Here is a 23147-nt window from a genome sequence, read left to right as displayed (position 1 = left end):
AAATAAAACGCTTACAATTCATCACCCCTGCTGCATCACGTCAATGACTTCTTCCCAGCTGGCCGGCTTTTTCCCATTAAACCGTTCAACGAATTGAAAGTCTGCTAATCTCTCTAGCTTTTGTTGTGCTGCCCGAGACATACCGGCATCAACCTCTGCTTCATCTAGCATTTCAATAGAACCAAGAAGCTCGATCGCTCGTCTTTTTGCATGCAATGCACTCCCTGTCACAAGACGGTTCATGGTCTCTTCAAAACTTTTGCTATCCATTGTATCGCTTAATGAAGAAATCACTTGTTGTTCCACATTATATTTTTTGGAAATTTCCAAAAATTCAATCATGAGACCAACGATCCCCTTCATATAAACGCTTCTGATCAGCTTTAAGGCAGAAGCATCTCCTGGCTGGTCACTGATTTTTGTGATATTCATGCCATAAGCATTCATTACTTTCATGAATTGGTCGGTTCCACTGCCGCTTGCCGTGATCGGAACCTTGTGTTTGTTGACTGGAAGAGGCCCTAGCATGGCAGCATCTACGAATAGAGCTTTTTGCTTTTCAATTTCGTTTGCCACTTGCTTTTTGATGTCTGGTGTTGATGCTGACACATCTACATATAGTTGATTCTTTTTCAAACTTCCCGTTACAGATTGTGCCACTTCTAAGGTTTTATTCGCTGGCACAGCTGCAATGACAATATCAGATTTCTCAATGACTTCACTAATACTGCTGGTTAATTGAACTCCTGTCTGCGATGCTTTTTCTTTCAACGCTCCAGCCAATTTCTCATTTTGTAAAAGTACATCATACGCATAAAATTGATCTAATCCTTCTGTTTTCAATCCCGTTGATAGCTCATATGCTGCTTCTCCATAACCGATAAAGCCTATCTTCATCACCGATTCTCCCCTATTCCTGAAATTTTTTCAATTTACCTGCCAGCCATGCAGGTGCTAAGAGACTGATGTCTTGCTTTCCTTCGTCCATATATTGTTGAATCGTTTTTAATCTCTGATTTTCATACGCTTGTTTCTCTTCCGCTAGTGTCAGCATGTGTTCCGCCTTCTCCTGTGGAACGATGACGACTCCATCATCGTCAGCAATGACTAAATCACCTGGTGCTACTTTGACACCGCCGCACGAAATGGTTTGATTTAATTCCCCAGGACCATCTTTAAAAGGTCCGTTTGGCATAAACCCCTTACTGTATATTGGAAAAGCCAGCTCCTCTAAAGCGAGTTTGTCGCGAACAAGCCCGTCAATCACGATTCCTTCTATTCCTACAGCCTTTGCTACACCTGCCATCAATTCCCCTAAATATGCATGACCTTTATGGTCTTTTCCATCAACAATCAGTACATCTCCTTCTTTAGCAGAGTAGATCGCATGATGAAGAAATAAATTATCCCCTGGCCGTAAGCTAACGGTAAAAGCAGTCCCTACTATATTCATGCCTCTTGCAACAGGTTTAATTTGATGATCCATCGCTCCGGTGCATCCCATCACGTCTGACAGCAAGGTTGAGTTGAGCTTTCTTGCCCGATCTATTAGATCATTTGACACGAATTGAACAGTACTCATTGTTCCATCATCCCCTTTGAGTTATATCCATTACATTCAATTTTATTAAAGTAATATATATTACTTTCGTGACACGATCATACCATCTCGATTTTATTTAGTAAAGCGCTTTCAAAAAAATAAATGAAAAAAATGAGTCACCACACGACTAATGTGTTGTGTGATAACTCATTTTCGTTAACATATGATTGATTTGATCTAAACGAGGTTTTGTTCTTTCAGGGTCATTAATGGCTAAGGCACTTAAAATATAATCTACGATAAAGATAGCAGATACGACAGAGTTATGAGAGCCCACACTTGCTGAGGAACATGGTAATACATATTGTGCATACTTAGTTAGTGGAGAGCTGTAGCTGTCTGTAATTAAAAGCACTTCCACCCCATATGACTTCGCTGCCTCCAGCAAGTCCTTTATACGCTTTGCATAGCGAGGATAGCTGACCGCTATAATGAAATCATCAGATTGAAAATGAACGAGATCATCCACCCAGTCGCTTTTGTCCGCATCAATATATTGACAGTTCCCCAATAGCCGATTGATTCCAAATGACAGATACTCGCCAACAGGTCTTCCACTTCGGGCACTTGTACACAGAACCTGGCGGGAGCTGGCTATTTTTTCAACAATATGCTGAAAGTTTTCTTCCGTGATATTGTCTAAAGCATACTGGATATTTTGAAATTGCAGCTCTACATGGTTATGCAGAAGCTTACTTTTATTTGAATGCTTGAGGTTCGCTTCAAGTCTCGTTTGAGGGGCAGCTTTATGCTTCATGTTTGATTGAAGCTCTTTTTGAAGCTCAGAGAAACCGGAATACCCTAAAGCAGCAGAGAATCTCATGATGGTAGCTGTACTCGTCCCTACTTTTGAAGCCAATTTATCTACGGTTAAAAACGCGACCTCCATCGGATTGTGCACGATATAATCTGCAATTCTCCTTTGTGCCTCTGTTAATCCCGCGACCTTATGCTGAAGTTTATGTATTAAATCGTTCATTATAGCACCTGCCCATTCTATCGGCTTTATCTACGATCAAATTTTTTCTTTTCCCCTATATTGTACACATTTGTCATCAAAAAAACAGCCAGCACGAATCTATCGTACTGGCTGCTTTTGTCGAGATCATTATAGTGCTTGAGCTGCTGTGATCAGCGCAAGGTTGTAAACGTCTTCGGCATTACAGCCTCTTGAAAGATCGTTTACTGGCTGGTTTAAGCCTTGCAGGATAGGACCTACAGCTTCAAAGTTACCTAAACGCTGTGCAATTTTGTAGCCAATGTTTCCAGCTTCGAGGCTAGGGAAAACAAATACGCTGGCATCGCCTTTGATGACGGAATCTGGCGCTTTTTTCGCTGCTACTGAAGGAACGAAAGCTGCATCGAATTGGAATTCTCCATCAAGTACAAGCTCAGGTGCCTTTTCTTTTGCAATGCGAACTGCTTCAGATACTTTTTCTGTTTCGTCTGATTTTGCTGAGCCTTTTGTAGAGAAGCTAAGCATTGCCACACGTGGTTCGATATCAAACATTTTTGCTGTGTTTGCACTTTCAATCGCAATTTCAGCTAGATCTTGGCTGTCTGGAGCAATGTTGATTGCACAATCAGCAAACACATACTGCTCTTCGCCGCGAGCCATAATGAAGACGCCAGATGTTTTCTTTACGCCTTCTTTTGTTTTAATGATTTGAAGTGCTGGACGCACTGTGTCAGCAGTTGAATGTGCCGCACCGCTCACAAGTCCGTCTGCAAGACCTTTATATACAAGCATTGTACCGAAGTAGTTTTCATCTAGTAATGCTTTTCTTGCTTGCTCTTCTGTTGCTTTGCCTTTACGTCTTTCGACGAAAGCTTGTACAAGCTCTTCAAAACCTTCATATGTATGAGGATCATACACGTCAACACCATCAAGTGTAAGACCTAATTCTTTTGCTTTTGCTTCAACTTCTTGTTTTTTACCTACCACAATTGGCTGTAATACTTTGCCATCTGCTAGTTTTTGAACGGCTGTTAGAATGCGTTCGTCCATTCCCTCAGGAAAAACGATCTTTACTCCTTTACCTGCAACCTTTTCCTGAACTGTTGAAAAAATATCTGCCACTACAATACCCTCCTTGATTTTACAAAAAAAGCGTTCTCTTTTAAGCATACTCTTCTTCTACCTAAATTCAAACTACCAACTTATATTATAGCGCTTACAAATTAAATTCTTATTTTTCAAACTAATTTAATCAATTTTGATAAAAGCTGTTTTCTTCGTTCAAGTTTTGATCACATCTCCATTTGGACAAACTATGTTATAGTTGGAACAGATGGAAAACTGTTAATAGGAGTGAAAGAAATGAGCGAACAACATACAACAAATGAAGCAGCTCAAACACTAGATGGCTGGTATGCGCTGCATGATTTTAGAACGATCGACTGGACAGCTTGGAAGCTGCTGACAAGTGATGAGCGCCAAGCCATCATTCATGAGTTCACAGGTCTATTGGAAAAATGGAAAACAGCTGAGCAAGATAAAGCTGGAAGCCAAACAATCTATAGTATTGTCGGCCAAAAAGCAGATATTATGCTCATGATTTTACGTCCGACAATGGAAGAACTAGGTGAAATTGAACTTGAATTCAACAAAACACGACTAGCAGAGTTTACGATTCCAGCTTATTCGTATGTTTCAGTTGTTGAGCTCAGCAACTACTTAGCAGGAGGCGGAGATGGCGGAGATCCTTACGAGAACCCGCATGTACGTGCGCGCCTATATCCAGAGCTTCCTTCTTCTCAATACGTGTGCTTCTATCCAATGGATAAAAGACGTTCTGGCAATGACAACTGGTACATGCTTTCCATGGATGAGCGTAAATCTCTTATGAGAAGCCATGGCTTAATTGGCCGAAGCTATGCTGGAAAAGTAAAACAGATCATTACAGGTTCTGTTGGTTTTGATGATTATGAGTGGGGCGTTACCCTTTTCTCTGATGATGTGCTCCAATTTAAAAAATTGGTTTATGAAATGCGCTTTGATGAAGTCAGTGCACGCTACGGCGAATTCGGTTCCTTCTTTGTTGGAAACCGTTTAGCAAACGAGCAGCTGGCGTCTTATTTCCATGTATGATAAACTCTTAAGGCTTCGGATCTTTCCGAAGCTTTTTTATGTATTTGTTTAGAAAGGTGATCACATCATGAAAAACTTCCCCATCGCTATTTTTGCATTAACACTCGGTGCGTTTTCGATTGGCATGACTGAATTTGTCATCATGGGCCTTTTGCCAAATGTCGCAAACGATCTTCATGTATCAATTTCTGCTTCAGGACAGCTGATTACTGGATACGCACTTGGTGTCGCAGTTGGCGGACCTATATTAACGTTATCGACTGGGAAAATGTCGAGAAAACGTCTCCTCATTCTGTTAATGATTCTTTTCGTGGCGGGAAATGCTGCTGCCGCTGTCTCGACCTCTTATGGTCTATTAATGGCCGCCCGTATTTTAACGTCATTTGCTCATGGAACGTTCTTTGGCGTCGGAGCCATTATGGCTGCACGGCTTGTGCCTAAAGAGAAAAGTGCAAGTGCGATCAGCTTCATGTTTACAGGACTGACGGTAGCCAATGTACTCGGTGTGCCGTTCGGTACCTTTATCGGAAATCAATTCGGCTGGCGTATGTCTTTTCTAGTCATTGCCGTCATTGGTCTCATTTCCTTAATCGGTATCATCAGCTTAGTTCCGAATCAATCAAAGGAAGAAGTATTGGATATTCGAAATGAAGTATCCGTCTTGAAAAAACCACAGGTACTCGTTTCCTTTGCGATGACCATCTTTGGTTTTGCTGGTGTTTTTACAGCATTTACGTATATCAGCCCAATTCTGCTGCAAGTCACTGGCTTTCAGGAAAATGGGGTAACGCTCATCCTTGTCCTATTTGGACTTGGGGTCACCATCGGGAATTTAGTTGGCGGAAAGCTTGCTGACTGGAAGCTGATGCCGAGTATTATGGTGACACTGATCCTACTCATTGCTGTCCTGTTATTGTTTACAGTCACTTCCGAATTCAAAGTGCCTGCCGTGCTGACCATTTTTGTTTGGGGAATCATTTCATTTATTCTTGTTCCTACCTTGCAATACCGCACGATGAACATGGCACATGAAGCACCGACACTCGCATCGACGCTCAGCCATTCTGCCTTTAATATTGGGAATGCCGGCGGTGCAGCGCTTGGCGGTCTTGCTATCGACATCACACATTTACAGCTTGTTCCGTTATTTGCTGCAGCTGTGACATTTATTGGCCTTATCATTACGTTTATGAGTTATCAGTCAGATAAACGAATAAAAAGGACCTGACATAGGTCCTTTTTTATTTCATCACGGTCATTTTTGGCTCTTCTATTTGTTTCAAGCGTTCCTGAATAGGGTGAGAAAAAGAGTGCTCTGACAAGACAATATGGGAGACGGTTTTTGTAAATCCAGACACTTCTTGAATAAAGGCTTCAATTTCTTCAAGAGACGAAACTGACAGCTTAATGAAAAAGCAAGACTGTCCTGCCACTCGATAAGCAAAAAAAGCGCGTGGGTGCTCGTTCATAAAAGCCACAAAACGCTGATACTCCCCATTTAACACCGTAACTTCCAGCAGGCAGTCAATCAGAAGCCCTAATTTTTTATAATTGACCTGAACAGAATACCCTTCGATAATCCCTGCGTCCTCTAATTTACGCACTCTTTCTGCTACCGCAGGTGCTGATAAATTCACTCGTTTGGACAATTCCCTCATGGATAAGCGTGCATCTTTTCTCAATTCATTTAAAATATGCACATCAACATCGGTGATTTTCATTCGTACCTCTCCTATCCAAAAATCGTTCCATTTGAAAAGTATTTGATGATAATACTTATGATGCGAAATGTAAAATAAAACTAAATAATGGTAGAATTTATTTTAACGGAATTGAATGAAAAAGCAAGTATGGAGGGATCACTTGATGAAAGAATCTTTAGACAGCCAGGCTTCTAAAACATTTCCCATCACACTTGCCATCGCACTCACACTTGGCGTTTTTGCGGCGGGATCGGAGGAACTGGTGATTTCACCACTGCTGCCTGATTTATCAAACTCATTTCAGCACTCTCTTGATGTTCTCGCTCTTTCCATCAGCATTTATGGGTTAGCTGTGCTGGTTGGAGCTCCGCTTCTCGTTCCTTTAGGGGACCGGTATTCAAGAGAGCTGTGTTTGATAATTGGGCTGTCTTTCTTTTTGATTGGAACAGTGATGTGTGCTGCTGCCCCAAATTTGGCCGTGTTTTTTACCGGCCGTGCTATTTCTGGGCTGGCGACTGGTGTATTTGTGCCAACAGCCTATGCTCTTGTGGGGGACCGGGTTCCATATGAATATCGCGGCAAAGTGATGGGACTCATTGTCTCGAGCTGGTCTCTTTCTCTTGTCCTTGGTGTGCCCATTGGCGCTTTTATCGGTCAAAGTTTGAACTGGCGCTGGACATTTTGGATTTTCGCCATGATGAGTCTCGTTGTCCTGCTGCTCGTCATCCTTGAATCTAGAAAACAAGTCGCCACAGCTGATAAGAAGGCACCTCAAGCTAGGGAGAAATCAGGTTCTTTATGGGGGGCTTTGAAAATCGACCGTGTCCCTGCCTATTTGACCGTGACATTTTGTAACATGCTTGGATTTTATGGCATGTACTCATTTTTAGGAGCTTACCTGCAAAGTTTGTTTTCCGGAGGGCAATCAACAGCTGGACTTCTGATCATGGCTTATGGCGTTGGTTTTTCCATGAGTATATTTACCGGGAAATTAGCAGATTGGTTTGGCAAAACACGGTCTCTTTTCTTTGTGCTGGGCGGGATTGCGCTCGTTCTTGCCTTACTTCCTTATGCACCGTTCTCATGGACATTGCTCATTTTCGCTTTATTTATTTGGGGTGCCATGCAAAGTTTATCCGTCACGCTTTTGAGCACCGTCCTGAGCGACTGCTCCCAAACCCACCGAGGCAAAGTGATGGCTTTTTACAGCCTTGCTTCCAATCTAGCCGTTATGCTTGGGTCCGCTTTGATGGGACCTGTTTATGTCCATTTCGGCTATCATACGGTAGGACTTGTATGTGCACTCATTACGCTCGTTGGTTTTCTCATCAGCTTCATCAGCTATAAACGTGAAAAAACCTTACAGCAGAAACATAAAAATACCTTTGAAACGTGAGCTTATTTCACTGCACATCTCGATATGTGCAGTTTTTTAGATCAATTTTTAATATTATTATAAAATACATTTTTTATAAATTATGTTGACAATTACCAATTTTATTTTTTATAATCTAGTAAAAATTTGAAAAAGATTGGATGGTAAACATGATCTTAAAGAATGATGTTTTTCATTTCAAAGAAGAGCCCATCGTTTCACCTAAGATGTTTACAGTCAATACATTAGGCCCTAAGGGGACAAGCAGTGAATATGCAGCAAAACATTTCATCTCTCATTCCACCACTACACTCGGCACTCATACGAAACTATCCCTTTACGACACATTCGAAACTTGCATTGAACATACTCTCTCTAACGCACTCCAATACACTCTCGTTCCACACGCATACGAAGGAATTAAACACTTCTACATGAGACCTGACCTGCAGCTTTTACAAATATTCAGATGTGACACGCCCATGTATGGTTTGGCTGTCAGACCAGATTTCCCCTTTCAAGAACAAATGCTTCATCATTTAAAAATTGTTTCTCATCCTGCACCTGTGAATTTGATTCAATATTTTATTCATCAAAATGCTGAATTTGAGCTTGTCAATTCCACAAGTACAGCCGCACAAAAAGTAAGAGACGGCGAATTTGATTTCGCTTTAACCAATGAGGTGGCTAGAGCTACATACGGCCTCACCTTCATTCGAACATTTAAAAGCATTCCTATGAGCTGGTCTATATTCGGAAAAGGAGAGATGTAAACATGACAACTGAACAAAAGGTGCAAGAATTATATTTTCCTCAAGCGAAAAAACGAGAATGGGATAATGGTGTCATCCAATATTCTACTGTCAGAGGCGATACGGAAGTGTTAATTTCACACGTCCCTCCTCACACGATCATCGAACCTCACGAGCATCCAGAAGCACAAATCGGCATCGTATTAAAAGGCGAGCTTCAAATGACGGTCGGCCAATCGACCCAAGTGCTCACCCCATTAGAATCAGCCTATATTGCACCACCATTCGTTCCTCACGGCGCATCGAATTTGACAGATGAAGAAGTGATCGCCATTGATATTAAGAGATTAAAAGATGGCGAGGAATATACGGCTCCTCCTACTTATTTCTTAGACATTTTCAAAACGCGTGATTTGCTTCCTGGCATGGAAGTGACCTTTTTTGTGGAGGACTGGATGGAGCTTATGATTGCCAACATTCCGGGGAATGGCGGGGAAATGCCTTTTCATAAGCACCGTAATGAACAAATTGGGATTTGCATTAGCGGTGGATACGATATGACGATTGAAGGCTTTACAGAGAAGATGGAATTTGGCACGACCTACTTCTGTGATCCAAAAGAAGATCACGGCGCCATTAATCCAAAGCCAGAAGCATCAAAGTCTATTAATCTCTTCTTCCCTCCACGCTATAACCGCTTAAAGCCAAAAGCGTCTAAGGTGAAGAAATGAACATTGCCGGAAAAGTCGTCCTGATTACAGGAGGTGCGTCTGGGATTGGGCTTGCCGCCGTCAAGCTTTTCCTTGAACACGGAGCAAAAGTAGCTGTGGCTGATATCAATGAAGATAGCGGTAAACAACTTGTTGAATCATTGCCTCATGAACATGCTGCGTTTTTCAAAACAGATATTACAAATGAGGCTGACTGTCAAAAAACCGTTCAATCCGTGCTGAACCAATTCGGGACAATTGATGTGTTGATTAACAATGCAGGCATCGAAATTGTCTCACCTATTCACGAGATGACATTGGAGGATTGGAACCACATTCTACAGGTCAACCTGACGGGTGTATTTCTCATGAGTAAGCATACATTGCCGCATATGCTTGAGAAGAAAAGCGGAAGTATTATTAATACTGGATCTGTCGGAGGTCTCGTTGGCTGGCCTGACATTCCTGCATACAACGCAACAAAGGGCGGTGTCATCCAGCTCACCAAATCGATGGCGATTGACTATGCCGCTCATCAAATCAGGGTGAATTGTATCGCCCCAGGCATCATTGATACGCCATTAAATGAAAAATCCTTTTTAGACAATCATTCAGAAAGTCTTGAGGTTGTCAAAAAGGAAAAAGCAAAGGTGAATCCCTTGCTTCGTCTCGGAAAACCTGAAGAAATTGCGGGCGTGATGCTGTTTCTCGCCTCTGATCTATCCAGCTATATGACTGGAAGTGTTGTCACAGCAGATGGCGGATACACCGCTAGATAAAAAGGAGTGCTTTCATTGAGTAAAAAAACCGTACTTGTCATTGCTGACTTAGGAGGGTGCCCGCCCCATATGTTTTATGAAAGCGTGGCGGCACCTTATCATATCGTTTCTTATATCCCGAGACCCTTTGCCATTACAAAGGGACACGCTGAGCTAATAGAAAAATACTCCATTGCCGTCATCAAAGATCGCGATTATTTTGAGACACACCCTTCTTTTGAACACCCTGATTCTATTTACTGGGCACATGATGATTATTTGAAATCAGAGGAAGAGGTGGTGGATGACCTAGTCCGTGTGGCTTCCTTTTTCAAAGCTGATGCCATCACCACCAATAATGAATTATTCATTGCACCAATGGCAAAAGCCGCCGAACGGCTGGGGCTGCGCGGCGCTGGGGTAAAAGCAGCTGAAATGGCGCGTGATAAAAGCCAAATGAGAGCTGCATTCAACGCTGCTGGTGTCAAAGCGGTGAAAACTCAGCCTGTCACCACTTTAGCTGATTTCCAGCAAGCTATTGAACATATCGGGACACCGCTTATTTTAAAGCCTACATATTTAGCAAGCTCGATTGGCGTGACCCTTTTTCATGACAGAGCCGGCAGTGATGATCTCTTTTTAAACGTACAGTCCTATTTGCAAACCATTCCCGTCCCAAACGCTGTGACATATGAAGCACCATTTGTCGCTGAAACGTACTTAGAGGGGGCTTACGAGGATTGGTATCAAGAGGGTGGCTATTCTGATTATGTCAGTGTAGAAGGGTTCGTCGTGGAGGGAGAATATATCCCTTTTGTCATACATGACAAGACCCCTCAAATCGGTTTTACAGAAACGGCTCATATTACTCCCTCGATCCTAGACAATGAAGCACAGCAAATCATCATTGAGGCAGCTAAGAAGGCAAATGAAGGGCTGGGACTTGAAAACTGTGCGACCCATACAGAGATCAAGCTCATGAAAAATCGAGAAACAGGACTGATCGAATCCGCAGCTAGATTTGCTGGCTGGAATATGATTCCGAATATCAAAAAAGTGTTTGGTGTGGATATGGCCAAGCTGCTGATCGATGTATTAGTCGATGGAAAAAAAGCGAATCTGCCAAAAGAGCTGCTTTCTGGACATACGCATTATATAGCAGACTGCCATTTATACCCTCAGCATTTCAAAGAAAGCGGACACATACCGGCAGAGGCCACACATATCACCATTGATCATGTCCATATTCCGCAGGATGCTTTAGTTGGAGATACTGTGATCGTCAGTGAATCCGTCCCATCTAAAGGCACCTTTGTGGATCTCTCTTTATTTGAAGCCTTTAATGGCATCGTGTCGCTTGAATTAAAAGGGTCATCCTCACAGGATGTTGCCGCATCCATCCGCAACTTACAGAAGCAAGCTGCCATTCAGTTAATGGATGAATTAGTGAAGGGATAGAAAGAGAGGGTAATGTGGTGAAGATCTTACCATCTAACGTGATTGAACGGCTGCCAGAACAGAAATTTGGAACCGTCTTTGAGAAAATTGCGCATAAAGCACAAAACGGGGCGAACATCATCAACCTTGGGCAGGGAAATCCTGATCTTCCGACTCCTGCACATATCGTAAGCGCGCTTCAAGAGGCAGCAGGCACTTTAGAGTTTCAGCAGTATGCACCTTTTAGAGGCTTCGACTTTTTCAAGCAAGCCATTGCAGATTTCTACAAAAAAGAATTCGAGACTGAGATAGACCCACAGAAAGAAGTGGCCCTTTTCAATGGGGGGAAAACAGGCCTTTATGTCATGAGTCAGTGTCTGCTTGACCCAGGGGACATTGCCCTCGTCCCCGATCCAGGATACCCAGAATATCATTCTGGGATCTTGATGGCAGACGCAAAGCCCTACTGCATCAAACTTGAAACTAAAAATGGCTATTTGCCGAATCTCTCTTCAATTGATCCGGAGGTGCTCAAAAAGGCAAAGGTTCTTTTCTTAAATTATCCGAATAACCCAACAGGTGCTGTGGCAAATGATGCATTTTTTGAAGAGGCTGCTGATTTTGCATCAGCTCACGGACTGCATGTCATTCATGATTTTGCCTATGGTTCATTTCATTATGAGCAAAAACCAGTAAGCTTTCTGAATGCTCCTCTTGGAAAAAGTGTAGGAGTAGAATTATATTCTCTATCCAAAACATTTAATATGGCAGGGTGGAGAGTCGCTTTTGCTGTAGGTAATGAGGACATCATCCAAGCCATTAACGCCTTCCAAGATCATGTGTTTGTTAGTATGTATGGCGGATTTCAACAAGCCGCAACCGTCGCCTTGCAAAGTGATGACCGTCACATTCAATCATTAAAAGAGGTCTACCTTGAACGAATTCACTTCTTCATCCGTCAGGCAGAAAAGCAGCTAGGATGGTCCATCGAACGTCCAGCTGGCGCCTTTTATTTATGGGCTCCAATCCCTGATGAGTTTGAACATTCTCATGCATTTGCAGACTATTTACTCGAACATACCGATGTCGTTGTCACGCCCGGGGGGGTGTTTGGAGCACATGGAAAACGTCATGTCCGCATCTCAATGGTTGCTCCAATTGAACAGCTTGCCCTGTTTATCGACCGGCTTCGCATCCTTCCGATTCGCTTTAATCAAAAAACCCGCATCTAGCGGGTTTTTTTGACAAATGGCTAAAATGGGTCTTGATTTTAGCCATTTGTCTTCTTTTCAGCGTGATAGAAAACCTTTGCAGCCCTAGGAAGGACGAGTACCGGAGCGGAGCGAATTTGACATTCGTAAGCACCGGCACGCAGACCTGACACCAAATGCGAGGGTTTATCTACACGCTGGATCAAAAAACCGCATCTAGCGGTTTTTTTGATGCTATATACTTTTCATCGCTCCACCATCGACAGATATTTGTTGTCCTGTAAGATAGGAGGCTTCCTCTGATGCGATAAAAGCGGCCAATGAAGCCATTTCACTCGCTGAGCCCACTCGTTGCATTGGAATTCCTGACGCTACAGCCTGTACAGCTTCTTCCCGCGATAATGCCTGTTTACGTATCATGTTTCCGATAAATTGTTCATACCGATCTGTAGCAATAAATCCCGGGTTTAAACAATTCACTGTGATCCCTGAAGGTGCAAGCTGTGTGGCAGCATTTTTACTAGCATTGATAATCGCTGCATTCATCATGCTGTTCGTAAACATTTGGTCACCAGGTTCCTTCCATAGGTTCCCGACAATTTGAATGATCCGGCCATATTCATGTCGTTTCATCATCGCTACTGCACGCTTCATCGTATCAATGTACGCAATGGCTTTTTGAGAAAATGCTGCCATCATCTGCTCGCTCTCACACGAATCAAAGGTATCTGGCTTTCCCCCCGGAATGTTATTAATCAACACATCCAGTCTGCCAAACTCTTTTTCTATTTCCTCAAAAGCCTCAGCCCTCACCCCTTCATCTGACATGTCGCCACAGAAAAGAGCCACCGGCTCCTTTGTTTCTGCCATACGCCCAATGTCCTGCTGCGCTTCTTCTAGTGAGGATTGATTTCTAGAATTGATGATGATCTTTACATTGTCTTGAGCGGCAAGCTTTATGGCGATGGCCTTTCCAATTCCTGTACTTGCTCCTGTTACAAATGCAATTCTTTTAGACAAACTCATCCACATCCCTTTTCTTATCAGCTTCGTACATATACATAAAATGACACATATAGAATGTATTTCAACAAAAAAAGACCTTTCTCCTGCGAAAGGCCCCTCGTTCTCTATTTAAATGTCGTTTCCCAATCAAACCCGATCATTTCGTCATTCCAGGCGATTCGCTTTTCATCTGGGTTTTTCGGGTCATACGATTCTGTTGTGAAATACACAATTTGCAGTGGCGTCTCACCTAATACACGGTAGCCATGCGCGACACCCTTTGGTATGAGAAGCAGCATCGGATTGTCTTCCCCCATATAATACACATCGGTTTGCCCCTTTGTAGGAGAGTCCTCACGCAAATCATATAACACGACCTGTGCATGACCTGCGGGGAAGAACCAAACGTCGTCTTGTTTTTCATGATAATGAAAGGCTTTGATCACGCCTGGAAAGCTTTTCGACCATGACGCCTGACCAAAGCGTTTCAGCATCGGTTCATCATCTCGAATGAGCTCTGCAAAAAAGCCGCGATCATCACAATGTTTCATGAGTTTTTTCGTTTGAACACCATCAATCATGCTGATGCCATCTCCCTTCTTTCTGCAAGTATTCGTGAAGTGCATCCTTCCAATGCCTCGGCTGCCAGCCTGTGGCTTCAATCGCTTGAAGATCTAAGACAGAATAGGCCGGGCGTGGCGTTTGGAAGCCATACTCTTCCGTGGAAATCGGCTCGATTGTGGCGGACAAGCCGCTTTTCATCACAATTTCTGACGCAAAATCAAACCAGGAACAGCTTTCCCGGTTACTGACATGGTACATGCCTGCCTTCTGATCAAACAAATGAATCAGAGCCTCAGCTACATCCTTTGTATAAGTAGGAGACCCTATCTGATCGTTCACAATGCGTAAATGATCCTTCGTTTCAGCGAGCCGAAGAATGGTATTCACAAAGTTATGCCCCTCATGTCCGTAAAGCCACGAGGTACGAATGATTTTCACTTCGTCTGATACAAGCTGAATCAATTCCTCACCAAGCTTTTTACTCTTTCCATAAATGGTTTGAGGATCTGCTTGTGCATCGACTTGGTAAGGGGTGTCCGCCTGCCCGTCAAACACATAATCTGTACTGACATGTAACACATCAGCCCCTGCGCGCTTTGCTTCTAATGCTGTATAGTAGGCGCCAATTCCATTCACAAGATACGCCTTTTCGGTTTCTGTTTCACATTGATCAACAGATGTATAGGCTGCTGCACTGACAACAATATCAGGCTGATAGTGTCTCATCGCATGTCTGACTGCTTGCTGGTCTGCGATATTGAGCATGTTCCTCGTTAAGGCAATGACGGTCATGTCTTTTTCCTTGAGCTGCCTGCTCAATTCTTTCCCTAATTGGCCGCCTGCACCGGTGATTAAAACTTTCATCCGTCACCCTTCTTCGCTCTGATCGTATTTGGCTCGATACCAATTGATCGTTTTTTCGATACCTTCTTCAAATGACGTCTCCTGCGTCCAGCCGAGCTCGCCTTTTAGCTTACTGGCATCAATGGCATACCGTCTGTCATGTCCTTTTCGGTCTTGAATAAACGCAATTTGATCATGACTAATCCCGAGCTGCGATAAAATCGTTTTGGTCAAATCGAGATTTGTTTTCTCATTGCCGCCGCCAATATTGTATACCTGCCCCGCTGTGCCATTTTCGAGCACCTGCTTCACAGCTCTCGCATGGTCCTCTACATACAGCCAATCGCGAATTTGCTGACCGTCTCCATAAATCGGGATGTTCTCTCCATTGACTGCTTTTCTAATAATGGTCGGGATTAATTTTTCCTCATGCTGATACGGTCCGTAATTGTTGCTGCATCGTGTAATCATCGCGGGTAATTGGTGAGTGTGGATATAGGATTTCACAAGCAGGTCTGAACTCGCCTTGCTTGCTGAATAAGGATTATTCGGTGAAAGTGGTGTTTGTTCTGTGAAAGCAGGATCATCTGGCTCCAAATCTCCATATACTTCGTCTGTTGAAATATGAATGAGCTTTTTCGCCTTTCCTTTTAAGACCGCTTCAAGCATACGATACGTTCCGAGGACATTTGTTTGAATAAAAGGCTCTGCTGATTCAATGCTGCGATCAACATGCGATTCTGCCGCAAAATGAATGATGGCATCATAGACTTCGTCAAATGCTTGGTCCAGCTCATGCTGAAGGGTGATATCCCCTTGAATAAAACGAAAATGAGACAACTTTAATAATTCATCCATCTCCTCTGGATGGCTGGCATAAGTTAATTTATCAAAAACGGTGAGCCGGACATCTGTATCCTGAAGCAGCAGCTTCACAAAATTCAGTCCGATAAAACCCGCTCCGCCTGTAATTAAATAAGACTTCGTCATTCGGATCCCTCTTTTTTCTTCATCGTTTCAAACATTTTCGCAGATGCTTGGTGGAGAGATTCATGTGTTCCTGCATCAATCCACCACCCTTTTAACATATCATAGGTCAGCTGGCTATTTGAGATATACAGATTGTTCACATCTGTAATCTCTAATTCGCCTCGATCTGACGGTGAGATTCTCTCAATATATTGAAAGACTTCCTGGTCATAAAAATAGATGCCCGTGACGCAGTAAGATGAGCGCGGATACTCCGGCTTTTCCTCTATTGATAAAATCCGTTGGCGCGTGGCATCAATTTCTGCAATGCCAAACCGCTTTGGATCTGCCACTTCTTTCAACAAAACCTTGGCTCCTCTTTCTTGCTGCTGAAAGGCTTCAACAAAAGAATTTAGTGAATCCTCAAATACATTATCACCAAGCATCAGCACAAACTTCTCCCCTTCTACAAAGGGCTTTGCATAGGATAAACCGTCTGATATTCCAGACGCTTCAGGCTGTACCTGATATACGATGTTCATCCCCAGTTCCTGATCGCTTTCAAGCAGCTTTTGAAACAGCGGGATTTGTTCTTCTTGTGATATGACCATCACATCTAAAATCCCTGCTTCCTTCAATTTGAACAATGACCAATAAATCATTGGATATGGACCAACCGGCAATAAATGTTTATTGAAAATCTTCGTTAAAGGCGCCAGTCGTGATCCCTTTCCTCCTGCTAAAATAACTCCCTTCACATCTACACATCCTTATGTTCTTTTTGGTGATGATTCATGAGGTGTATAAGAATGTTTTTCACTCGTTCAGTTCCTTTTCCATCTATGAGTGTCCGTCCATTGAGATGAATGCTTCTGCGGAGAAAATAGCTGCCGGACAGTCTTTCCACAGCACGCCGAATATCTTTTTCATCCACAAGTTCACCTAATCCAAGATGGTGACAGGCTCCCTTTTGCGCAAAACGAGCGGCTGTCACTGCTTGGTGGTCTACTTGTGAAAGGACAATGCTGGGCACTCCGATACAAACTGCCTCGTATAACGTCATCCCGCCAGCCACTATTGCCAGATCGGCTTCCGAGAGACGCGCAGGTAATTGATCTGTATGACGAATGAATTGAATATGCTCAGCCTCTATTTGTTCTTCAATGCGAGAGGCTTTTCCTGTAACCGCTAAAATGTGTAGGTGGTCAGCTTCGAGAAGTGCTGATACAGCCTTTGATAACAATCCACGCGGGTCACTGCCCCCAAGGCTGATGACCACCTTTTTGCATTCTTTTCGAACCTCATATGTGTCTTTTAATCGACTTATCTCTTGATCTAACAATAAATAAGGTGTTCCATCAAAATATGCTGTCCCATCTACTTGCATGTGATTTTCGTCCAGACCGCCATAAATGCCGTTCACGACAGCATCGGCAAGCTGACACGCTTCTGCTCTATTTTCTTCGAATAAAACCAGCCTTGCAGAGCCGGAGCACGCTTTGATCAATCGAAGAAATTGGAGGTCACATTCAAGTACATCAATCAGCAAAAGATCAGGATTCAGCTCTTTTATATCCTTTTCCATCTGAAGGAATGCCTTCGACTCCTGCACTAAATGAACGTGCCAATTTGGACCTGAGAGCATTTCTACACAGATCTGTTCATTTGTATAGAAATATAAGTCGTTTCCTTCTTGAAGCAGTTGATTTGCCAGCCGTTTCATTCTGACAACGTGCCCCATTCCTCTTAAAAACCCGCCATACACAACAATCATGATTTTCTTGTTCATTCAGCATCCTTCTGTTTCACAAATTGATTCAATCGAACAATATCGAGATCTTGTTCGCAAATGGTGATGAGTTCAGCCGTAGGCACAGCAATGGAGCCGCCAGCTTTCTCTAGTAAACGGGTCGCAAACTCATAATCTTCTTCTGTATCAATCGTGAATCGATAAGCAGGATATGCAAGTTCTTTGGGCGGTGTGAATAATTGCAGATGAAATTGCTCAGGATGCTTTCTGATATAGAGCGTGACATGCTCACGCTCTGGCTGCGTAAGGGGAAAATTGTCGATTTTACTTAAAATCTGTGCGTCGATCATTTCCCCGGAAATACCGAGTGGTGTGCCAGTCGTATACGTGTAATCAGCCTTCTCTTGTCTATGTTTTTCAAGCATTTTCGACAAAAGAGCCGAATCTATAAATGGGTTATCTCCTGTTAAACGCACAATGATTTGCGGTTCAAAATGACGGACAATCTGCGCAAATCGCTGCAATACATCTGTCTCACTGCCACGAAATACTTTATATCCCTTTGAGAGACAATAATGAGCCAGCAGATCATCTTCTGCCTCAACTGTTGTGGCAATCATGAGGTTCTGCGTTTTGTGATTGTAATGATCTGATTGCTTTACCCGTTCAACAATCAGGTCGATCAGCGCCATACCGCCGATCGGTTTCATCACCTTTTTGGGCAGCCTTGTTGAGCCCATTCTCGCCTGTATGACAAAGAGCACATCATTGATCATTTGGCGTCTCCTGCGTGAGTACATCTTTCCACGAAACCCCTGTATGGGCTGGGATATCTCTGACAGCCTTTGCGCCAAGTAAAATCGCCATATACCGCGGATGCAGACCTTGGCTTTTTTGTCCTGGACGTAACACGGCTAGATTTTCTGCGGTCAATGTCTCGCCCTTCGCAATGCCTTTTGTCGTAAAAATGCCTCGATACGCAAATTCACGAATCTTGCCTTCAATAGCTGTTGTCGTTTTATAAGGACTGCCAAGGAGCTCTTCTGGCACTGAATGAGTGTCAGCTTCTTTTAGATTCCGCTGATTTTCTGCCGCTCGAATATGCTGAACCATTTCCTTCAATTCATCAGGATCAAGAGCAAAGGAATGATCAGCCCCAGGTAACGTTTTATCTACTGTAAAATGCTTTTCAATGATTGCTGCCCCAAGCTTCACAGCGGCCACTGGCGCTTCAGTCGGATGCTCACTATGATCAGAAAAGCCAATAACTGCATCGGGAAATGCCGCAGCTAATGTTTGAAGCACTCGCAGATTCGTGTAAGCTCTAGGTGCTGGATACTTTGCTACGCAATGCATGATAGCGACCTGCTGATTTTGCTCGCTTGTAATCGCCTCATATGCTTCATGGACATCTGAAATGGTTGCCCCGGCTGTTGAGAAAATAATGGGCTTTTGAAAAGATGCCGTGTGACGCATAAGCGGCAAATGATTGATTTCATAGGATGCCAGTTTGAAAGCCGGCGGATCAGTCTGATTCAATAGATCCGCAGATTCTTCGTCACACACTGTGCTTAAAAAAATCAGCCCTTTTTCCGCGCAGCGTGACAATAACACCGGAAGCCATTCTGGCGGCAGCTCCATTTGTTCTACTAAAGAAAAAATGGACACCTCTTCTCCCTTGGCTGTTTCATACAAACCCGGTTCCTTTTGATACATCCGATCAGCTTGAAACATTTGAAACTTCACCGCATCGGCACCTGCTTCTTTTGCCGCATCAATTAAAGCAAGTGCCTGATCCAGCTTTCCATCATGGTTAATGCCTGCCTCTGCAATGATAAAGACAGGCGCACCATCCCCCACTTTGCGATCTCCGATATAGAAATGCGCCATCTTACCTCTCTCCTTTTTTCGGCCACACATGGTAATACAAGAAGGCATTTTTTGTTCTAAAGCCCAGCTTTTCGTACAGCTGAATCGCGGTTGTGTTATGCATCTGAGTTCCGGCAGACATAAACCGGTGCCCTCTCTCATACGAGGCTTTTATCATCGCCGTAACCAGCTTTTTTCCGATCCCTTTTCCTTGTGTATCTGGTCTAATGGACAATAAATCAAGGATCAGTTCATCGCCCTTTGTTACACCTTGAATCAATCCAATGACTTCACCGTTCACCTTTGCCGCGAGATTGATATCTGCACGTCCGAGCAAATTATTTCTCATCCATTCCTGAAAAAAATGCTGGACGACATTCTGATCAAGAAAAGGATCAAGTGCATACCGGCTTTTCCCAAAAGCCTGATGAGCAAGTGACACCGCCTCATCGTATTCCTTTTCATCCGGCAGACTGATGACCACATCTTCACCTGTTGATGGTATTTCCATTTGAACAGGGGGCGCCTCAAGACGAGTGAGCCCGCCCACATAGTACACATGTGACAGCCTTTGGACGATGCGGTTTTTTTCAAGATCAGACGCTTCAAGACGTAAAAAGAAAAAATCGCATTTTTCTGTTCTCATCCAATTGATGAAACGCTCCATCAATTCTTGAAAAGCTGACGCTGACTCCGCTTCTATAAACTTCACATGAAAAATATGCTGATCAAAAATGCCACTTTCCCATTTTGACCATTCATATAACAGGACCGCTTTGAGCTGGGCGCCATTAACAAGAGCAAACTGCTTGAAGGCGTTCATTTGTTCCGCTTGTTGTCCGTATTTCTTCAGCCAAGCCGCCAGCACCTGATCATCGATGGAATGAACGACCTTCATGATGATGCCTTCTGTTCTTTTAAAATAGACAGCACCGCTGTGATAACATCCTGCACATCTTCATCTGTCATACTTGGATAGAGCGGCAGTGAGAGCGTCTGCTTGTAGTATGCGAGTGACTCAGGGAAATCCTCTGGTGAATAGTGATACGTTTGTTGATAGTATGGGTGCAGGTGAACAGGGATAAAGTGAACACTCGTGCCGATTTTATATTCCTTTTGCAGCTGATCAATCAGTTCATCACGCGTGATGAATGCTTCTTTTGGATTCACTTGCAGTACATACAAATGCCATGCATGTCTCCCTTCTTGATGCACAGGCGGCAGGATCAGGCCCGCTTCTTTTTGAAAAGCCTGATTGTATTCTTTTGCAATCTGTTCTCTCCGTGCCTGCATATCATCTAGTCGGCTTAGCTGAACAAGCCCTAACGATGCCTGCACGTCAAACATATTCATTTTATAACCAGGTTCCTCGACCTCGTAATACCACGTTCCTTTTTCTCCATAACGATTCCACGCTCCCTTGCTCATCCCATGGAGCGCTAGTCGTCTAATTCGAGCCGCAAGCGCATCATCATTTGTTGTCAGCATGCCGCCTTCACCAGTCGCTAGGTTTTTCGTTGCATAAAAGCTAAAAGCGGTCGCATCCCCAATCGATCCAACGGGCTGACCATGGTACGTTGTGTAAAGAGCATGGGCAGCATCTTCAAGTACAAATAGATCATACTTTTTGGCAATCGCTAAAATCCGGTCCATATCGCACGATTGACCAGCAAAGTGAACAGGGACAATTGCTTTTGTATGTGGTGTTATGGCCGCTTCTATTTTCTCTGCATCCAGATTGAGTGTTGCTGGATCAATATCGACAAATACAGGCGCTGCTCCCGTATGGATGATTGTATTTGCTGTTGCGCAGAATGTCAGAGGTGTTGTAATCACCTCATCCCCAGAACCAATCCCTCTTGCCTTTAACGCTAAAAATAAAGCAGCCGTACATGAATTGACTGCGATCGCATGTTTTGCACCGGTCAGCTGCTGAAATTCTTCTTCAAACTGTCTTACTTTTGGTCCAGTTGACAGCCAGCCGGACTTTAATGTTCCGATGACTTCATCGATTTCTTCCTGTTCAATGAAAGGCAGAGCATAAGGAAGAAATTGTGCTCTCTTTTTTCCCATATCGCTTGCACACCCCTATCTTCATCTCTGAAAATCCACACCAGTTTTTGTTTTGAGCAGAGAAAGCAGAACATCGGTAGATCGCGCATGCGGATAGTGTTGTTTAATGAACTGAGCTCCTTGCTGCTTTGCCAGCTTCATCTCTTGTTCATCCGACAAAATACGAATGGCTTTCTCAGCTAGTTCTACAGGATTTTCCATATGATAGCTGCCAAGCGACTCGTAATATGGGTATCTTCTGCCTTCTGTCATTTTCCCGATCAGCACACTCTTTTCAAAAAGCATGGCTTCAAGACCAACTGTTGATGTGAGCGTAATCACGATATCCACATATGGCAGCAGGTCATACAGGTCAATTTCTTTTTTAATCAATTTCACATGATTTCCCGCTCGTTCAATAGACACATAGTCGTTTAATCGATTTCGAGCAATTTCCCAAGGATGCGGCTTCATGATCAGCTGAATGTCTTTCCGTTTGGCAATCGTTTTAAGAACATCACCATAGAAGGCTTCAGAAAACGGCTGCGTTGCCACAAGCACGGTCTTTTTAGCCGGACTGAAGTTCAATTTACGAAAAATGAGATCCTGTTGAAGCGGTGTTCGCTCCTTCACCAAATCAAACCTCGGATGACCTGTGATTTCCACCTGTTCCGGCTGACAGCCTTTGTCTACATACCAGTCCTTTTCATACTTTCCAAACACCCCATGGCAAGTCGTGAAAATCGGTAAAAAGGCTTCGTCTCCCATAAGCGCGCCGTGCTGAAGACAGATACTCGTCAGCTGGCGTTTCACTGTTTGCAAAGCGAGTACGCGGCTGTAAGCATCCTCCGTCGTTCCAACAATAACAGCTGCAATCGGCTGCATTTGAAACAACACTTCTATCTGGTCAATGACATCAATAAATTGCACAATATCCTTCCGCAATTTTTCTCTAAAAAAGACATTGCCAAAGACAGGGTGGTGAGCGTAAGGTTTAAGGAGAGCATTTGCTTTTTCAATATATTCAGCGTGGGCTTCTTTATTAACCTCTCCGATTAATTCCGGCTTACTGATAACAGGTAATCCGAAATAATCTGCCTTCTTCCAGCGAGCAAGCACCACCGTTTGGTTTGGATGGAACCGCTTGTAATTTTGTTCAGTAAAACGCAGGTGTTCAAAGTGAAGCAATACCTTTCCATTCGCCGGACGATAACTTATACGCTTGATCTGCTGCTTATGCTGATCAAAAAATGGCTGAATCTCTTCCGGTAATGGACAAGCGGTTGTCAGTTCTTGACCAAATGCTTCATCTTCCATGCGTTCCCTCACTTCAGGACTGATATATTGATAAAAATTGCTGATCAACCCAAGAGGAATTTCCTTGTAGGACAAATCTTTCATCAGATTCACATACTCAAAGTACACCTGCCAATAATGATGAATATAGTGCGACAT

Annotated in this window: 24 protein-coding genes; 8 read left to right on the top strand and 16 right to left on the bottom strand. The window is 43.4% G+C overall.

The annotated features are described in order from the left end of the window. Positions 1–21: 21 nt before the first annotated feature. The 4 genes from AMR95_RS13085 to pta form a co-directional block, all read right to left on the bottom strand. A complete protein-coding gene (locus AMR95_RS13085) occupies positions 22–897 on the bottom strand; it encodes an NAD(P)-dependent oxidoreductase (RefSeq protein WP_058838513.1) in 876 nt (291 codons plus the stop codon). A 13-nt stretch (positions 898–910) separates the two neighbouring features. Beyond that, on the bottom strand, positions 911–1582 hold the full coding sequence (locus AMR95_RS13080) for an RraA family protein (protein WP_058838512.1): 672 nt from the start codon (positions 1580–1582) through the stop codon (positions 911–913). Positions 1583–1730: 148 nt separating this feature from the next. Further along, positions 1731–2582, bottom strand: coding sequence for a MurR/RpiR family transcriptional regulator (locus AMR95_RS13075; RefSeq protein WP_058838511.1), 852 nt, complete (start codon positions 2580–2582; stop codon positions 1731–1733). A gap of 129 nt (positions 2583–2711) precedes the next feature. Next, complete coding sequence (pta, locus tag AMR95_RS13070) at positions 2712–3683, bottom strand: phosphate acetyltransferase (protein ID WP_024423792.1); 972 nt, start codon at positions 3681–3683, stop codon at positions 2712–2714. Between the two features lie 240 nt (positions 3684–3923). Here pta and hemQ point away from each other — a divergent pair, with 240 nt between their 5' ends. Together hemQ and AMR95_RS13060 are read left to right on the top strand one after the other, a co-directional pair. Then, positions 3924–4694, top strand: a complete 771-nt coding sequence (hemQ, locus tag AMR95_RS13065; RefSeq protein WP_024423793.1) for a hydrogen peroxide-dependent heme synthase — start codon at positions 3924–3926, stop codon at positions 4692–4694. A 67-nt stretch (positions 4695–4761) separates the two neighbouring features. Further along, positions 4762–5922, top strand: a complete 1161-nt coding sequence (locus AMR95_RS13060; RefSeq protein WP_039182267.1) for an MFS transporter — start codon at positions 4762–4764, stop codon at positions 5920–5922. A gap of 13 nt (positions 5923–5935) precedes the next feature. Here AMR95_RS13060 and AMR95_RS13055 read toward each other — a convergent pair whose 3' ends face one another. Next, entirely contained in the window at positions 5936–6415 is a 480-nt protein-coding gene (locus tag AMR95_RS13055; RefSeq protein ID WP_058838510.1) for an Lrp/AsnC family transcriptional regulator, read from the bottom strand. A gap of 145 nt (positions 6416–6560) precedes the next feature. Between AMR95_RS13055 and AMR95_RS13050 the strand changes: the two genes are divergently transcribed. The 6 genes from AMR95_RS13050 (at position 6561) to AMR95_RS13025 (ending at position 12661) form a co-directional block, all read left to right on the top strand. Next, positions 6561–7793, top strand: coding sequence for an MFS transporter (locus AMR95_RS13050; RefSeq protein WP_058838509.1), 1233 nt, complete (start codon positions 6561–6563; stop codon positions 7791–7793). A 149-nt stretch (positions 7794–7942) separates the two neighbouring features. Continuing rightward, the gene (locus AMR95_RS13045; RefSeq protein ID WP_024423797.1) at positions 7943–8545 is read left to right on the top strand and encodes a bacilysin biosynthesis protein BacA; all 603 of its coding nucleotides are present in this window, start codon (positions 7943–7945) and stop codon (positions 8543–8545) included. A gap of 2 nt (positions 8546–8547) precedes the next feature. Further along, positions 8548–9255 (top strand): cupin domain-containing protein, encoded by a 708-nt coding sequence (locus AMR95_RS13040; protein WP_058838508.1) that lies wholly within the window; start codon positions 8548–8550, stop codon positions 9253–9255. After that, entirely contained in the window at positions 9252–10013 is a 762-nt protein-coding gene (locus tag AMR95_RS13035; RefSeq protein WP_058838507.1) for a glucose 1-dehydrogenase, read from the top strand. Before AMR95_RS13040 ends, AMR95_RS13035 begins: the two co-directional genes overlap by 4 nt. Before the next feature lie 15 nt (positions 10014–10028). Continuing rightward, positions 10029–11450, top strand: a complete 1422-nt coding sequence (locus tag AMR95_RS13030; RefSeq protein WP_058838506.1) for an ATP-grasp domain-containing protein — start codon at positions 10029–10031, stop codon at positions 11448–11450. A 17-nt stretch (positions 11451–11467) separates the two neighbouring features. Next, positions 11468–12661 carry a pyridoxal phosphate-dependent aminotransferase gene (locus AMR95_RS13025; RefSeq protein WP_058838600.1) on the top strand — a complete coding sequence of 398 codons (1194 nt, stop codon included), beginning with the start codon at positions 11468–11470 and terminating at the stop codon, positions 12659–12661. Between the two features lie 213 nt (positions 12662–12874). Here the strand turns inward: AMR95_RS13025 and AMR95_RS13020 are convergent, their stop codons facing one another. The 11 genes from AMR95_RS13020 to AMR95_RS12970 all read right to left on the bottom strand — a co-directional run bounded on the left by AMR95_RS13020 (position 12875) and on the right by AMR95_RS12970 (position 23147). Further along, on the bottom strand, positions 12875–13666 hold the full coding sequence (locus tag AMR95_RS13020; RefSeq protein ID WP_269435006.1) for an SDR family oxidoreductase: 792 nt from the start codon (positions 13664–13666) through the stop codon (positions 12875–12877). Positions 13667–13770: 104 nt separating this feature from the next. Continuing rightward, entirely contained in the window at positions 13771–14226 is a 456-nt protein-coding gene (locus tag AMR95_RS13015; RefSeq protein WP_058838504.1) for a dTDP-4-dehydrorhamnose 3,5-epimerase family protein, read from the bottom strand. Then, positions 14219–15073, bottom strand: coding sequence for a dTDP-4-dehydrorhamnose reductase (gene rfbD, locus AMR95_RS13010; RefSeq protein ID WP_058838503.1), 855 nt, complete (start codon positions 15071–15073; stop codon positions 14219–14221). The genes AMR95_RS13015 and rfbD overlap by 8 nt, the downstream gene beginning before the upstream one ends. Positions 15074–15076: 3 nt before the next feature. Beyond that, entirely contained in the window at positions 15077–16042 is a 966-nt protein-coding gene (gene rfbB, locus AMR95_RS13005) for a dTDP-glucose 4,6-dehydratase (RefSeq protein WP_039182292.1), read from the bottom strand. Next, the gene (locus tag AMR95_RS13000; RefSeq protein ID WP_058838502.1) at positions 16039–16779 is read right to left on the bottom strand and encodes a sugar phosphate nucleotidyltransferase; all 741 of its coding nucleotides are present in this window, start codon (positions 16777–16779) and stop codon (positions 16039–16041) included. Before AMR95_RS13000 ends, rfbB begins: the two co-directional genes overlap by 4 nt. A gap of 2 nt (positions 16780–16781) precedes the next feature. Continuing rightward, positions 16782–17810 (bottom strand): PseG/SpsG family protein, encoded by a 1029-nt coding sequence (locus AMR95_RS12995; RefSeq protein WP_058838501.1) that lies wholly within the window; start codon positions 17808–17810, stop codon positions 16782–16784. After that, on the bottom strand, positions 17807–18547 hold the full coding sequence (locus tag AMR95_RS12990) for a cytidylyltransferase domain-containing protein (protein WP_058838500.1): 741 nt from the start codon (positions 18545–18547) through the stop codon (positions 17807–17809). The genes AMR95_RS12995 and AMR95_RS12990 overlap by 4 nt, the downstream gene beginning before the upstream one ends. Further along, entirely contained in the window at positions 18537–19661 is a 1125-nt protein-coding gene (locus AMR95_RS12985; RefSeq protein WP_058838499.1) for an N-acetylneuraminate synthase family protein, read from the bottom strand. Before AMR95_RS12985 ends, AMR95_RS12990 begins: the two co-directional genes overlap by 11 nt. 1 nt (position 19662) lies before the next feature. Beyond that, on the bottom strand, positions 19663–20538 hold the full coding sequence (locus AMR95_RS12980) for a GNAT family N-acetyltransferase (RefSeq protein ID WP_058838498.1): 876 nt from the start codon (positions 20536–20538) through the stop codon (positions 19663–19665). Next, on the bottom strand, positions 20535–21713 hold the full coding sequence (locus tag AMR95_RS12975) for a DegT/DnrJ/EryC1/StrS family aminotransferase (protein ID WP_058838497.1): 1179 nt from the start codon (positions 21711–21713) through the stop codon (positions 20535–20537). Before AMR95_RS12975 ends, AMR95_RS12980 begins: the two co-directional genes overlap by 4 nt. A 21-nt stretch (positions 21714–21734) precedes the next feature. Then, a complete protein-coding gene (locus AMR95_RS12970) occupies positions 21735–23147 on the bottom strand; it encodes a capsular polysaccharide export protein, LipB/KpsS family (protein WP_058838496.1) in 1413 nt (470 codons plus the stop codon).

Origin of the sequence: Bacillus sp. G1(2015b) (assembly GCF_001482475.1) — a bacterium.
Classification (GTDB): domain Bacteria; phylum Bacillota; class Bacilli; order Bacillales; family Bacillaceae; genus Bacillus; species Bacillus safensis.
This window is presented reverse-complemented; position numbering and strand designations above follow the sequence as displayed.

Excerpts from the sequence above, each read along its gene's own strand:
- AMR95_RS13085 (WP_058838513.1), bottom strand. The coding sequence starts at position 897 with ATGAAGATAGGCTTTATCGGTTATGGAGAAGCAGCATATGAGCTATCA.
- AMR95_RS13045 (WP_024423797.1), top strand. The coding sequence starts at position 7,943 with ATGATCTTAAAGAATGATGTTTTTCATTTCAAAGAAGAGCCCATCGTT.
- hemQ (WP_024423793.1), top strand. The coding sequence starts at position 3,924 with ATGAGCGAACAACATACAACAAATGAAGCAGCTCAAACACTAGATGGC.
- AMR95_RS13060 (WP_039182267.1), top strand. The coding sequence starts at position 4,762 with ATGAAAAACTTCCCCATCGCTATTTTTGCATTAACACTCGGTGCGTTT.
- AMR95_RS13080 (WP_058838512.1), bottom strand. The coding sequence starts at position 1,582 with ATGAGTACTGTTCAATTCGTGTCAAATGATCTAATAGATCGGGCAAGA.
- AMR95_RS13050 (WP_058838509.1), top strand. The coding sequence starts at position 6,561 with ATGAAAGAATCTTTAGACAGCCAGGCTTCTAAAACATTTCCCATCACA.
- AMR95_RS12995 (WP_058838501.1), bottom strand. The coding sequence starts at position 17,810 with ATGAACAAGAAAATCATGATTGTTGTGTATGGCGGGTTTTTAAGAGGA.
- AMR95_RS13020 (WP_269435006.1), bottom strand. The coding sequence starts at position 13,666 with ATGAGTTTGTCTAAAAGAATTGCATTTGTAACAGGAGCAAGTACAGGA.
- AMR95_RS13055 (WP_058838510.1), bottom strand. The coding sequence starts at position 6,415 with ATGAAAATCACCGATGTTGATGTGCATATTTTAAATGAATTGAGAAAA.
- AMR95_RS13015 (WP_058838504.1), bottom strand. The coding sequence starts at position 14,226 with ATGATTGATGGTGTTCAAACGAAAAAACTCATGAAACATTGTGATGAT.
- AMR95_RS12975 (WP_058838497.1), bottom strand. The coding sequence starts at position 21,713 with ATGGGAAAAAAGAGAGCACAATTTCTTCCTTATGCTCTGCCTTTCATT.
- AMR95_RS12980 (WP_058838498.1), bottom strand. The coding sequence starts at position 20,538 with ATGAAGGTCGTTCATTCCATCGATGATCAGGTGCTGGCGGCTTGGCTG.
- AMR95_RS13035 (WP_058838507.1), top strand. The coding sequence starts at position 9,252 with ATGAACATTGCCGGAAAAGTCGTCCTGATTACAGGAGGTGCGTCTGGG.
- rfbD (WP_058838503.1), bottom strand. The coding sequence starts at position 15,073 with ATGAAAGTTTTAATCACCGGTGCAGGCGGCCAATTAGGGAAAGAATTG.
- AMR95_RS13040 (WP_058838508.1), top strand. The coding sequence starts at position 8,548 with ATGACAACTGAACAAAAGGTGCAAGAATTATATTTTCCTCAAGCGAAA.
- AMR95_RS12985 (WP_058838499.1), bottom strand. The coding sequence starts at position 19,661 with ATGGCGCATTTCTATATCGGAGATCGCAAAGTGGGGGATGGTGCGCCT.
- rfbB (WP_039182292.1), bottom strand. The coding sequence starts at position 16,042 with ATGACGAAGTCTTATTTAATTACAGGCGGAGCGGGTTTTATCGGACTG.
- AMR95_RS13075 (WP_058838511.1), bottom strand. The coding sequence starts at position 2,582 with ATGAACGATTTAATACATAAACTTCAGCATAAGGTCGCGGGATTAACA.
- AMR95_RS12990 (WP_058838500.1), bottom strand. The coding sequence starts at position 18,547 with ATGATCAATGATGTGCTCTTTGTCATACAGGCGAGAATGGGCTCAACA.
- AMR95_RS12970 (WP_058838496.1), bottom strand. The coding sequence starts at position 23,147 with ATGTCGCACTATATTCATCATTATTGGCAGGTGTACTTTGAGTATGTG.